Origin of the sequence: Pseudomonas sp. Mn2068 (assembly GCF_049319725.1) — a bacterium.
GTDB lineage: Bacteria > Pseudomonadota > Gammaproteobacteria > Pseudomonadales > Pseudomonadaceae > Aquipseudomonas > Aquipseudomonas gingeri.
In genome coordinates, this window is record NZ_JBMOUG010000007.1 from 226,689 (window position 1) to 238,897 (window position 12,209).

The following is a 12,209-nucleotide window of genomic DNA, read 5'->3' on the forward strand; positions in this document are numbered from 1 at the left end:
GATCCAGGCGGCTTGGGCTATATGGATCGTACCTTAACAGCTTGTATCGACAGGAAAAAGGCGTGCCGCAAGGGGGCACGCCCGACTCCTGCATCAGGTAACGTGGTGTTTTCGAGACGGCGGGTTATCAGCGCGGTTTGGACACCGTCAGGATCTGACCTGGTTTCAGGGCCTGGCCGGTGCGCGGGTTGAGGCGCTTGAGGTGTTGCACCTCGAGATTGAAACGCTTGGCAACAATGTACAGCGAATCGCCTTTCTGCACTTTGTAGGTCGTCGTGGCTGTCTTGCTTGCCGGAGCCCGGACATTATCCTGCATCACCAGGGTCTGGCCGACCTTCAGCTTCTGACCGGACAGCTTGTTCCAGTGCTGCAGGTCCTTGACGTCCACCTTGTTGGCCTTGGCGATCGACGTCAGGTTGTCGCCGTTCTTGACCTTGTAGCGGCGGTTCAGGCGGACCGGAGCATTGCTGGCGACGTTTTCGAATACCGGTTTCTTCGGCCGCAGGCTGATCAGTTCCTCGGGCTTGAGGTTCGACAGGCTGGCGGTCAGCAATTGGGCCTTGGAACTCGGCACCAGCAGGTGTTGCGGACCGTCGAGGGTCGCCTTCTGCTTGTAGGCCGGATTCAGCTGGATCATCTCGTCTTCGTCGATCTCGGCCAGGGCCGCGACGCGGGAAAGGTCCATCGGCTGATTGACTTCGACGGTGGCGAAATACGGTTCGTTGGCGATCGGGTTGAGGTTCACGCCATAGGCTTCGGGGGCCATGACCACCTGGGACAGGGCCAGCAGCTTGGGCACGTAGTCACGGGTTTCCTGGGGCAGCGGCAGGTTCCAGTAGTCGGTGGGCAGGCCGAGTTTTTCGTTGCGCTCGATGGCCCGGCTGACCGTGCCTTCCCCGGCATTGTAGGCCGCCAGGGCCAGCAGCCAGTCGCCGTTGAACATGTCGTGCAGGCGGGTCAGGTAGTTCATCGCCGCGATGGTCGAGGCGGTGATGTCGCGGCGACCGTCGTAGAAGCGGTCCTGGCGCAGGTTGAAATAACGCCCGGTGGACGGGATGAACTGCCACAGGCCGACCGCATCGGCGCGTGAATAGGCCATCGGGTTGTAGGCGCTTTCGATAACCGGCAGCAGCGCCAGTTCCAGCGGCATGTTGCGTTCTTCGAGGCGCTCGACGATGTAGTGGATGTAGAGGGTGCCGCGCTCGCTGGCATTCTCCAGGAACGACGGGTTGCTGGCGAACCACAGGCGCTGCTGCTCGATACGCGGGTTCACCCCCAGGCCATCCTGCAGCTTGAAGCCCTGGCGCATGCGCTCCCAGACATCCTGGGGCGGAGTCGGGTTGGCTTTTTCGCCGAGCCAGATCGGTTTCTGCTTGATCCGGGTGCTGAGGTTCGGGGCCGGTTCGGTGCTGTTATCCGCCGGATGATGAAAGCTTTGGCAGCCCGCCAGGGTGGCGGACACAGCCACGGCGATAGCTTGAGCCAATCGCGTCAATGCGTCTTTGTTGATGGGTTTTCGGTTAGGTGACGACATTGGCTGGAAGGTAGTTCCGGGCAAAAATGTCGGGGGATTCTAGAAAGCGCTCAGGGTGCGGTCAACCATTCAGAATTTTTGTGCCAACCGCCCCACGGATTAGAACTTATCTTTCCAGCCTCGCAGGGCAGCAAACACCTCGCTCGGCGACTGATTATCGAGGCCATTCCGTTCGTCTGCTTTTTCTTTAACAGATGTTTCCCCGACCCGCAGGAACGGATTGGTCAGCCGTTCCAGGGCAATGTTCGAGGGCAGGCTGATCCGACCATCGGCGCGCCACTGGCTGACTTGTGCCACCCGCGCGGCGATGTCCGGGTTGTGCGGCTCGACGGCCTGGGCAAAGCGCAGGTTGCTCAGGGTGTATTCGTGGGTGCAGTAGACGGCGGTACTGGCCGGCAGGGCCGCCAGTCGGCTCAGGGAGGCATGCATCTGTCCGGGTGTACCCTCGAACAGGCGACCGCAGCCGGCGGCGAACAGGGTATCGCCGCAGAACAACAGCGGCGTGCCGACAGTCTCATGATAGAAGGCGATATGTCCGAGGGTATGACCGGGGACGGCGAACACCTGGAAGTCCAGGCCGAGTACCTTGACCCGGTCGTTGTCGTGCAACGCGAGGTCACGGGCCGGGATGTTCTCGGCGGCGGGACCGAGTACGCGGGCACCGGTCGCCTGCTTCAGGCGTTCGACACCGCCGACGTGATCGTGATGGTGATGGGTGACGAGGATATCTTCCAGCTGCCAGCCCGGGTGCTGTTCCAGCCAGGCCAGCACCGGCGCGGCGTCGCCCGGATCGACCACCGCGCAGCGATGCCGGGCGTTGTCCTGCAGCAGCCAGATATAGTTGTCGGTGAAGGCGGGCAGTGCATCGATCTGTATCATGTTGGAAGTCGCCAAGCGGAGAACAATGGCGCATCTTAGAGCCTGGGAAGGACTCATGGCGAGTTGGAGCAAGCAATGACCGATAAAGCGTTCGCTCAGGCTGATCCTGACTGGCTGGCACTGATCAGCGCGGCCCGTGACTGGTTGTCCGGCCCGTTGGGGCAACTGCTGCTCGATGAAGAGCGGCGCATGCTCGAGGATGAACTCGGGCGTTATTTCGGCGGTTACCTGGTGCACTACGGCCCCTCCGCCGAAACCCCGCCACAGGCACAGCAGGTGCGGCGCAACGTGCGTCTCGGCGCGCCGCTGCCGGGGGTGGAGATCGTCTGCGACGAACGGGCCTGGCCGTTGAGCGAACACGCGGCCGATGTCGTGGTGCTTCAACACGGCCTGGATTTCTGCCTGTCGCCCCACGGCCTGCTGCGCGAAGCAGCGGCCAGCGTGCGTCCCGGCGGGCACCTGCTGATCATCGGGATCAATCCCTGGAGTGCCTGGGGGTTGCGGCACGTGTTTGCCCACGATGCGTTGCGCCAGGCCCGATGCATTTCGCCGTCACGGGTCGCCGACTGGCTGAACCTGCTGGGCTTTGCGCTGGAGAAACGCCGCTTCGGATGCTATCGTCCGCCGCTGGCTTCACCGGCCTGGCAGGCACGACTGGCGGGCTGGGAACGGGTTGCCGGCGGCTGGCAGTTGTCGGGCGGTGGCTTCTATCTGTTGGTGGCGCGCAAGATCGTGGTCGGCCTGCGGCCCGTGCGCCAGGTGCGACGCGAACCGGTCGGCAAGCTGGTGCCGTTGCCCATGGCCAAGGTCAACCGCCGCCACAGCGAACCCTAGGTGTTTTTTCCAGGGACCGGGTTCTCCGGTCCGGGCGTCGTCGGCCAGCTGCCGACGGGCCACAGGGCAATTTTCGATGGAAAGGTTGTAATGAGCGATAGCGTTGAACTCTTCACTGATGGTGCCTGCAAGGGCAATCCCGGCCCCGGCGGCTGGGGCGCACTGCTGGTCTGCAAGGGTGTCGAGAAAGAACTCTGGGGCGGCGAGCTCAACACCACCAACAACCGCATGGAACTGCTGGGCGCGATCCGCGGCCTGGAAGAACTCAAGCGGCCGTGCGAGGTGCTGCTGGTGACCGACTCCCAGTACGTGATGAAAGGCATCACCGAGTGGATGGTCAACTGGAAGAAGCGCGGCTGGAAGACCGCGGCCAAGGAGCCGGTGAAGAATGCCGACCTGTGGCAACTGCTCGACGAGCAGGTCAACCGTCACACCGTGAAATGGAAATGGGTACGCGGGCATATCGGCCATCATGGCAACGAGCGCGCCGACCAGTTGGCCAACCGCGGCGTGGATGAAGTGCGAGGAATCAAACATGCGTAGTGTGGTACTCGATACCGAAACCACCGGTATGCCGGTCACCGACGGCCACCGGATCATCGAGATCGGTTGCGTCGAACTGATGGGCCGCCGCCTGACAGGCCGGCACTTCCATGTCTACCTGCAACCGGACCGCGAAAGCGACGAGGGCGCGATCGGCGTCCACGGCATCACCGACCAGTTCCTGGTGGGCAAGCCACGTTTCGGCGAAGTGGCCGACGAGTTCTTCGAGTTCATCAAGGGCGCGCAGCTGATCATCCATAACGCGGCGTTCGACGTTGGCTTCATCAACAACGAATTCGCCTTGCTGGGGCAGCACGACCGGGCCGATATCAGCCAGCACTGCAGCATCCTCGATACCCTGATGATGGCCCGGGAGCGGCACCCGGGACAGCGCAACAACCTCGATGCGCTGTGCAAGCGTTATGGCGTCGACAACTCCGGCCGCGAACTGCACGGCGCCTTGCTCGACTCGGAGATCCTCGCCGACGTCTACCTGACCATGACCGGTGGCCAGACCAGCCTGTCCCTGGCCGGCAACGCCACCGACGGCAATGGTTCCGGCGAAGGTTCGGGCAACCAGGCCACCGAGATCCGTCGCCTGCCGGCGGACCGCAAGCCGAGCCGGATCATCCGTGCCAGCGAGAGCGAACTGGCCGAGCACCTGGCTCGCCTGGAAGTGATTGCCAAGTCCGCCGGAGCGCCGGCGCTGTGGACACAACTGGCCGAAGCCGAGTCGCAGTTGCACTAGGGATTTTCAGCGGGCTTTTGTTACAAGAGATCTCGCTTCAGTTCACATGTAGGGCAAACAGCTTCTACCCTGAAGGAATAGGCGGACAACGTTCCGCCGCTTCAGGACTGAAAAGCCCATGTACAAGGATTTGAAGTTTCCGATCCTGATCGTGCACCGCGATATCAAGGCGGACACTGTCGCCGGGGATCGGGTACGGGGAATCGCCAAAGAGCTGGAGCAGGAAGGCTTCAGCGTTTTCTGCGCCGTCGATTATGCCGAGGGGCGCCTGGTCGCCTCGACCCACCACGGCCTGGCCTGCATGCTGATCGCGGCAGAGGGCGCCGGGGAAAACACCCACCTGCTGCAGAACATGGTCGAGCTGATCCGCCTGGCACGGGTCCGTGCCCCCGATCTGCCGATCTTTGCCCTCGGTGAACAGGTCACCCTGGAAAACGCGCCGGCCGATGCCATGAGCGAGCTCAATCAGTTGCGCGGCATCCTTTACCTGTTCGAGGACACCGTGCCGTTCCTGGCGCGCCAGGTGGCCCGGGCCGCGCGCAATTACCTGGATGGCCTGTTGCCGCCATTTTTCCGGGCGCTGGTGCAGCACACCGCCGACTCCAACTATTCCTGGCACACGCCGGGGCACGGTGGTGGCGTGGCCTACCGCAAGAGTCCGGTGGGGCAGGCGTTCCATCAGTTCTTCGGGGAAAACACCCTGCGTTCCGACCTGTCGGTGTCCGTACCGGAGCTGGGTTCGTTGCTCGACCACACCGGCCCGCTGGCCGAGGCCGAGGCGCGGGCGGCGCGCAACTTCGGCGCCGACCACACGTTCTTCGTGATCAACGGCACTTCGACCGCGAACAAGATCGTCTGGCATTCGATGGTCGGGCGCGACGACCTGGTGCTGGTGGACCGCAACTGTCACAAGTCGGTGCTGCATTCGATCATCATGACCGGCGCCATCCCGCTGTACCTGTGTCCGGAGCGCAACGAACTGGGAATCATCGGCCCGATTCCCCTGGGCGAATTCAGCCGCGAGTCGATCCAGGCGAAGATCGATGCCAGCCCGCTGACCCGGGGCCGGGTGCCGAAGGTCAAGCTGGCGGTGGTTACCAACTCGACCTATGACGGTCTCTGCTACAACGCCGAACTGATCAAGCAGAGCCTGGGCAACAGTGTCGAAGTACTGCATTTCGACGAGGCCTGGTATGCCTATGCCGCCTTTCATGAGTTCTTCGCCGGACGCTATGGCATGGGCACCTCGCGAACCCCGGACAGCCCGCTGGTGTTCACCACCCATTCGACCCACAAGCTGCTGGCGGCCTTCAGCCAGGCCTCGATGATCCATGTGCAGGACGGAGGCGCGCGCCAACTGGACCGCGACCGTTTCAACGAAGCCTTCATGATGCATATCTCCACCTCGCCGCAGTACAGCATCATTGCCTCCCTGGATGTCGCCTCGGCGATGATGGAAGGCCCGGCGGGGCGCTCGCTGTTGCAGGAAATGTTCGATGAAGCGCTGAGCTTCCGCCGGGCCCTGGCCAACCTGAGGCAGCACATTGCCGCCGATGACTGGTGGTTCAGTATCTGGCAGGCGCCACGGGTGGAGGGTATCGACCGGGTCGAGACCGCCGACTGGCTGCTGGAGCCGCAGGCTGACTGGCATGGCTTTGGCGATGTCGCCGAGGACTACGTGCTGCTGGATCCGATCAAGGTCACCCTGGTGATGCCGGGCCTGACCGCCGGCGGTGCGCTGAGCGAACGCGGGATTCCGGCGGCGGTGGTCAGCAAGTTTCTCTGGGAACGCGGCCTGGTGGTGGAGAAGACCGGTCTCTATTCGTTCCTGGTGCTGTTCTCCATGGGCATCACCAAGGGCAAATGGAGCACCCTGCTGACCGAGTTGCTGGAGTTCAAGCGCAACTACGACGCCAATGTCGGCCTGGCCAGTTGCCTGCCGTCCGTCGCGAAACAAGGGCCGCAGCGTTATCAGGGGATGGGTTTGCGCGACCTGTGTGATCAACTGCACGGCTGTTATCGCAGCAATGCCACGGCCAGGCACCTCAAGCGCATGTACACGGTGCTGCCGGAAATCGCCATGAAGCCCGCTGATGCCTATGACCGCCTGGTCCGTGGCGAGGTCGAGGCCGTGTCGATCGACGCACTGCAAGGTCGGGTCGCGGCCGTAATGCTGGTACCTTACCCACCCGGCATCCCGTTGATCATGCCCGGTGAGCGTTTTACCGAAGCGACCCGTTCGATCATTGACTACCTGGCCTTCGCCCGCGCCTTCGACAGCGGTTTTCCCGGCTTTGTCGCGGACGTGCACGGCCTGCAACATGAAGACGACGGTCATGGCCGCTGCTATACCGTCGATTGCATCAAGGATTGAGGACAGTTCGCCCTATGCATTTAGTCATGAACCCGAAAGACCCCGACGTCTCGGTCCGGGTGGCCGACGAGGGCTTCTCCGAGTACATCTGGGGCAGCGATTTCAGTTTCGAAGTCAAGGCCTATGGCCGCGCCGAGATGAACCGCAAGGTCGACCAGTGGCCACTGGTCGCGGTGGCACCGTATCGCAAGTGCTATGGCATCGACCCCGAGGAGTTCGCCAGCTATCGGGGCGCGGCGGACAGTGCGATCTTCATGGCCTATCTCGATGGGCGGGCGGTCGGGCATGTGGTGGTCAGCACCAACTGGAACGGTTTCGCCCATGTCGACGAACTGGCGGTGGATGCCCGCGCGCGCCGCCATGGCGTAGCCAAGTCGCTGCTGGATGTGGTGCGGTTCTGGAGCCACAAGAAAAACCTGCCGGGGATCATGCTGGAAACCCAGAACAACAACCTGGGGGCATGCCGGCTCTATGAACGCTGCGGTTATGTGCTGGGCGGAATGGATCACCTGCGTTATCGCGGAATCGATGCCCAGACTTCCGAGGTGGCACTGTTCTGGTATCTGCTGTTCTAGCCACGGCCCTGCCTGACCGTCGATCCGCGGATCAGGACGGTGCCAGCATCGCCGTGGCTTTTTCGCCGACGATTTCCAGCAGGGCCTTGTGTGCCGCCGAAGGCTCGTGCTCCTTCAGGGTCAGGGCGTACAGGGTGATGGGAATGGCCGGCGATAGCGGACAGGCATCCAGCCCGCCGTCCCGGGCACCCACGGCGGTGAACGGGTCGACAATCGCCAGGCCTTCGCCGGCTTCGACCATGCTGCGCATCATCTGGTAGGTCTGGACCCGCGTCTGCACCAGCGGCTGCGGACGCAGGGCCTGCAGCTTGCCATCGAGCAGCAGGCTGAGGGTGTCCTGTTCCTCCAGGCCAACCATCGATTGTCCCGCCAGGTCCTGCAGGGAAATGTATTTCTGCCTGGGCTGCAGCCAGCCGTGGGGAGCGAGCAGTTGCAGTTTGCCCTGGGTCAACGCTTCGCACTGGATCTGCGGGTGTTCGGGGTTGTGCAGGCTCAGGCCCAGATCGATCTCGTGCAACAGCAGGCTGCGGACGATGTCGCGGGTGTGCTGGCTGGACAGTGTGCAGGGCGTTTCGCGAAAGCGTCGACGCAGGGCCGCGATACTTTGCGGAAGCAGGTGCTGGGCGAGGGTCGGGGTACAGATCACCCGCAAGGGCGGCTCCTGATGCTGGCGCAGCTCACCGGCCAGGCGGCGCAGTGGCTCCAGCTCCCGATACAGGCGGTTGATCAGCGGTTGCAGTTCGCGGGTTTCACGCGTCGCCTGCATCCGTCCGCGCACGGTGGCGAACAACAGGAAGCCCAGTTGCTGTTCGGCATCCTGCAAGGTGGTGCTGAGCGTGGACGCCGGCAGCTGCAGCAACTCGGCGGCGGCGCCGAGGTTGCCGGTCTGCAGGATGGCCTGGATTGCTTCGATATGGCGTAAACGCATGCGTGAAGTCCATGTCCAGCACAGAGGAGGTCAGTGGACTGATCCTAACTCAAGTTGGCGCGCAAGACTGCAGCTCAGGGTGACAGCTGATAACGATGAGTTATGAAGCGACAACGTTGCTCTCTGGCTCGCGGATGATGGTTATCCCCGATTGCACCAGCAGGAACTCGTTGTCGTCGAGTTTATTGACGCGGTCGCCAATGGCGAGCTTGTAGGTGGTGACTGGCTCCGTGCCGGCCAGGCCTTCGGCTGAAGGCGTGGATTCCTGGAACTCATGCACGGAATAGACGCGACCTTCCGCGTCCCTGGCATGAAATTGTCCGACGAGTACTGCGGCCATCTGTTTAGAACCTCTGGAAATGAACACCCGATTAGCGGCTCAGTAGACCGTGATTTGGCGGGGGAAGTTTTGCACTGTGGAAAAAATAGTCCGCTTATCCTACAGACTTCCGGTTTCGCGCGGGGTAATGCCGGACTGGCGGGAAGAAAATAGCGCGAGCCATGGCGCCTGATCATCTATAACTAAAGCTCCCTTATCCCGACTATCAGGAATGTCCATGAGTACTGTCCATACCGTCGCTGTCCTGGTCGGCAGCCTGAGAAAAGAATCGCTCAACCGCAAGGTCGCGCTGGCCCTGGCCGCTCTCGCGCCAGCCAACCTTACGTTGAAGATCGTCGAGATCGGCGACCTGCCGCTCTACAACGAAGATATTGATGGCGCGCCGCCGGCGGCCTATACGACGTTCCGCCAGCAGGTCGCCAGTGCCGATGCGGTGCTGTTCGTGACCCCGGAATACAACCGCTCGGTGCCCGGCGTGCTGAAGAACGCCATCGACGTCGGTTCCCGGCCCTATGGCAAGAGCGCCTGGAGCGGCAAGCCCGGCGCGGTGATCAGCGTATCGCCGGGAGCCATCGGGGGCTTTGGTGCCAACCATCACCTGCGCCAGTCGCTGGTGTTCCTCAATGTGCCGTGCATGCAGCAGCCGGAAGCCTATTTCGGCGGCGCGGGCAGCGCCTTCGATGAGTCAGGCAGGCTGGCGGAACAGAGCAAGCCGTTCCTGCAGGGCTTTATCGATGCCTACGCGCAGTGGGTCGAGCAGCACAAGAAGGCCTGACCTTCAGGTCGCAGGCTCCAGGTGCCGGGTGACCAGCGCCTGGGTCTGCGCCAGCCAGTTGTCCATGGCCGCCGCTGACAGCTGCGCGAGACGGCAATAACGTCGTCCGCCCCAGACCAGTACCAGCCAGGCGTCGACCTGCCCGGCGGTCGGTGGCTGTGCGAGGTCGGTGCAGGCCGCGAAGGCCTGGTGCCAGGCCCTGGACAATTCCTCGAAGACCCGCTGGTGGTGCTTGGGCTCGGCGATCTGGTGTTCGAGCATCAACAACTCGTAGTCGAACAAGGGCTGGTCCGGCGCGGCGGGATGGCCGCTCAGGCGTATCAGGCGTTCTACCCGGGTCCGCCAGTCAAGGTCCGTGGGCTGGATCACCTGTGCGTCGAGCTGTTGCAGCAGGCGCTCGACACTATGGCGCACATACCCCGAGAGCAGGGCTTCCTTGCTCGGGAAGTAGTCGTACAGGGTGCCGACGGCCACCCCGGCTTCCAGGGAAACCGCGCGGGTGGTCAGGGCCTTCCAGCCGTCGCGCCGCCAAATCCGAACAAAGGCCTGGTAGATCGCCTCGACGGTAAAGATCGCCCGGGCCTGGCTGGGCCGCTTGAGCGGTTTGGCCCGGGGCTTGAGGCTGCTGGCAGTGGGCCTGCCGGCGTTTCCGAACCCGTTTTTCATGGTCTGCCATTACTCTGAGTGCATTCGCCATTATCCAAGCCAAAGGAGTTTGACCATGCCAAGTACCAGCACGGTAACACGGCTGCTCACCCGCAAAAATGCCCTCGACCGCAGCCTGCTCGATCAGGTGCAGCGCAGCCTGGTACCCGGGCCGGGTGAGGCCATCCTGAAGGTCGAGCGCTGTGCGCTGACCACCAATAACATCACCTACGCGGCCTATGGCGACTCGATGAACTACTGGGGATTTTTTCCTACCGGCGAGGACGACTGGGGTCATATGCCGGTGTGGGGTTTCGCCGATGTGCTGGCGTCGAATGTCGAAGGGGTGACGGTCGGTGAACGTTTCTACGGTTACTTCCCGATTGCCAGTCACCTGTGGATGAAGCCGGAGCGGGTGACCGAGCGCGGATTCTACGATGGTGCGGCGCACCGCCAGGAACTGACCTCGGCCTATAACCAGTACACCCGTTGCAGTTGGGACCCGTACTACAGCCCGGCGACCGAGAACCTGCAGATCCTGCTCAAGCCGTTGTTCCTCACCTCCTCGATGCTGGCGGACTTCCTGGCGGACAACCAGTTCTTCGGTGCCACGCGCCTGGTGTTTTCCAGTGCCTCGAGCAAGACCGCGTTCAGCACCGCCGTCTGCCTGGAAGGGCAGTCGGGAGTGCAGCGCATCGCGTTGACATCGACGGGCAACAAGGCGTTTGTCGTGGGCCTGGGCTGTTACGAGCAGACCCTGGGCTATGACGAACTGAGTGAGCTGACGCAAGAGCAGCCGACGCTTTATGTGGACTTTTCCGGTGACCTGCAACTGCGTGACCGGGTCCATCGGCAGTTGGGCGGACGGCTGGTCTACAGCTGCTTCGCCGGCTCCGCGCAGACCACCGGCGAGGCCCGGTTGACTGCCATGGAAGGGCCCACGCCGGTGTTCTTCTTTGCGCCGATCCAGATTCGCAAGCGCAATGCGGACTGGGGCCCGGGACGTGTCAGTGCACATATCGGCGAGGGCCTGCAGCGGTTCTACCGGTTTGTCACCCAGGGGCCGCAACCGCTGCTGGAGGTTCAGGTGGATGAAGGTTATCCGGCGGCACGGCAAGTGATCTCGCAGCTCTGTCACGGCCAGGTGCCGCCTGACCGTGGACATGTCATCAAGCTCTGATATCGCTGGCGGGCCGTTCCGGTCAGCTGGCCTGGGGCATTTCCCCGTTTGCCAGGCGCTGGTTGATCGCCGCGATCACCTGGGGCAGCTCGTTGATGGTGTCGATCAGGTAGTGCGGACGCGAGCCTGCGAAGAGGCCGTGGATACGCTGGCGCTCGGCGGCAAGGCTGGCGCTGTCCAGCGCGCGATAGGCCTCGTGGGTCAGGCCGAGGGCATTGCCGGAGCACACCAGGGCGACGGTCCACATGCCGGCGCGACGTCCTTCGAGGATTCCCGGAACCGTGTCGTCGACCTTCACGCAGGCCGCGACATCGTCGATGCCCAGGGCGATCACATTGGCCAGGGCCTGGGCCGGCCACGGGCGGCCGTTCGGCACTTCGTCGGTGGCGACCACATGGTCGGCCACATAGCCGTTGCCGGCCGCCAGTTCGACGACCTTGGCCATGACCTGGGCCGGATACCCGGAGCACGAGCCGATCTTCAGGCCCTGCTGGCGCAACTGGGCAATGGTGTCGAGGGCGCCGGGGATCAGGGCCGAATGTTCGGCGATCTTTTCGATCTGCAAGGGCATGAAGCGCTGGTAGATGGCCGTGACATCGGCGTCGTTCGGCACGCGCCCGAATACCTGGCGATAGCGCTCGGCGATCTGCGGCTGGTCGCACAGGGTGCGGATATGATCCCACTTGCCCATGCCCATCGGGCCCCGGGCTTGCTCGATGGACACCTGCACGTCGAACTCGGCGAAGGCTTCGACGAAGATCTGGGTCGGTGCGAAGGAGCCGAAGTCGACGACGGTGCCGGCCCAGTCGAGGATGGCTGCCTGCAATCGGGTCGGTTGGGTGTAGTTCATGGTG

General features: G+C 63.1%; 13 protein-coding genes. 7 read left to right on the plus strand and 6 right to left on the minus strand.

The genetic code is table 11. The annotated features are described in order from the left end of the window. Nucleotides 1–127 precede the first annotated feature (127 nt). Entirely contained in the window at nt 128–1,534 is a 1,407-nt protein-coding gene (locus tag ACL9RJ_RS17945) for a transglycosylase SLT domain-containing protein (protein WP_042937130.1), read from the minus strand. A 99-nt stretch (nt 1,535–1,633) separates the two neighbouring features. Then, on the minus strand, nt 1,634–2,413 hold the full coding sequence (gene gloB / locus ACL9RJ_RS17950) for a hydroxyacylglutathione hydrolase (protein WP_017129541.1): 780 nt from the start codon (nt 2,411–2,413) through the stop codon (nt 1,634–1,636). Between the two features lie 75 nt (nt 2,414–2,488). Between gloB and ACL9RJ_RS17955 the strand changes: the two genes are divergently transcribed. From ACL9RJ_RS17955 to ACL9RJ_RS17975, 5 genes are all read left to right on the plus strand, one after another. After that, nucleotides 2,489–3,247 carry a class I SAM-dependent methyltransferase gene (locus tag ACL9RJ_RS17955; protein WP_017129540.1) on the plus strand — a complete coding sequence of 253 codons (759 nt, stop codon included), beginning with the start codon at nt 2,489–2,491 and terminating at the stop codon, nt 3,245–3,247. 90 nt (nt 3,248–3,337) lie between these two features. Continuing rightward, the gene (rnhA, locus tag ACL9RJ_RS17960) at nt 3,338–3,790 is read left to right on the plus strand and encodes a ribonuclease HI (RefSeq protein WP_017129539.1); all 453 of its coding nucleotides are present in this window, start codon (nt 3,338–3,340) and stop codon (nt 3,788–3,790) included. Next, entirely contained in the window at nt 3,783–4,538 is a 756-nt protein-coding gene (dnaQ, locus tag ACL9RJ_RS17965; RefSeq protein ID WP_017129538.1) for a DNA polymerase III subunit epsilon, read from the plus strand. Before rnhA ends, dnaQ begins: the two co-directional genes overlap by 8 nt. Nucleotides 4,539–4,656: 118 nt before the next feature. Continuing rightward, nucleotides 4,657–6,912, plus strand: coding sequence for an Orn/Lys/Arg decarboxylase N-terminal domain-containing protein (locus ACL9RJ_RS17970; protein ID WP_177107607.1), 2,256 nt, complete (start codon nt 4,657–4,659; stop codon nt 6,910–6,912). A 14-nt stretch (nt 6,913–6,926) separates the two neighbouring features. After that, entirely contained in the window at nt 6,927–7,487 is a 561-nt protein-coding gene (locus tag ACL9RJ_RS17975) for a GNAT family N-acetyltransferase (RefSeq protein ID WP_042937128.1), read from the plus strand. Between the two features lie 31 nt (nt 7,488–7,518). Here ACL9RJ_RS17975 and ACL9RJ_RS17980 read toward each other — a convergent pair whose 3' ends face one another. Both ACL9RJ_RS17980 and ACL9RJ_RS17985 read right to left on the minus strand, forming a co-directional pair. Beyond that, nucleotides 7,519–8,415, minus strand: coding sequence for a LysR family transcriptional regulator (locus ACL9RJ_RS17980; RefSeq protein ID WP_177086590.1), 897 nt, complete (start codon nt 8,413–8,415; stop codon nt 7,519–7,521). Nucleotides 8,416–8,515: 100 nt separating this feature from the next. Beyond that, the gene (locus tag ACL9RJ_RS17985) at nt 8,516–8,755 is read right to left on the minus strand and encodes a hypothetical protein (RefSeq protein WP_017129534.1); all 240 of its coding nucleotides are present in this window, start codon (nt 8,753–8,755) and stop codon (nt 8,516–8,518) included. A 217-nt stretch (nt 8,756–8,972) separates the two neighbouring features. Between ACL9RJ_RS17985 and ACL9RJ_RS17990 the strand changes: the two genes are divergently transcribed. After that, nucleotides 8,973–9,530, plus strand: a complete 558-nt coding sequence (locus ACL9RJ_RS17990; protein ID WP_017129533.1) for an NADPH-dependent FMN reductase — start codon at nt 8,973–8,975, stop codon at nt 9,528–9,530. Between the two features lie 3 nt (nt 9,531–9,533). Here the strand turns inward: ACL9RJ_RS17990 and ACL9RJ_RS17995 are convergent, their stop codons facing one another. Beyond that, nucleotides 9,534–10,196: a TetR/AcrR family transcriptional regulator gene (locus tag ACL9RJ_RS17995; protein ID WP_017129532.1), complete on the minus strand. Its 663-nt coding sequence runs from the start codon at nt 10,194–10,196 to the stop codon at nt 9,534–9,536. Nucleotides 10,197–10,251: 55 nt separating this feature from the next. On the opposite strand from ACL9RJ_RS17995, the gene ACL9RJ_RS18000 reads away from it, so the two are divergent. Further along, nucleotides 10,252–11,355, plus strand: a complete 1,104-nt coding sequence (locus ACL9RJ_RS18000) for a DUF2855 family protein (RefSeq protein WP_422765514.1) — start codon at nt 10,252–10,254, stop codon at nt 11,353–11,355. 22 nt (nt 11,356–11,377) lie between these two features. Here ACL9RJ_RS18000 and phnX read toward each other — a convergent pair whose 3' ends face one another. Further along, nucleotides 11,378–12,205: a phosphonoacetaldehyde hydrolase gene (phnX, locus tag ACL9RJ_RS18005; protein ID WP_177129431.1), complete on the minus strand. Its 828-nt coding sequence runs from the start codon at nt 12,203–12,205 to the stop codon at nt 11,378–11,380. Nucleotides 12,206–12,209 lie beyond the last annotated feature (4 nt).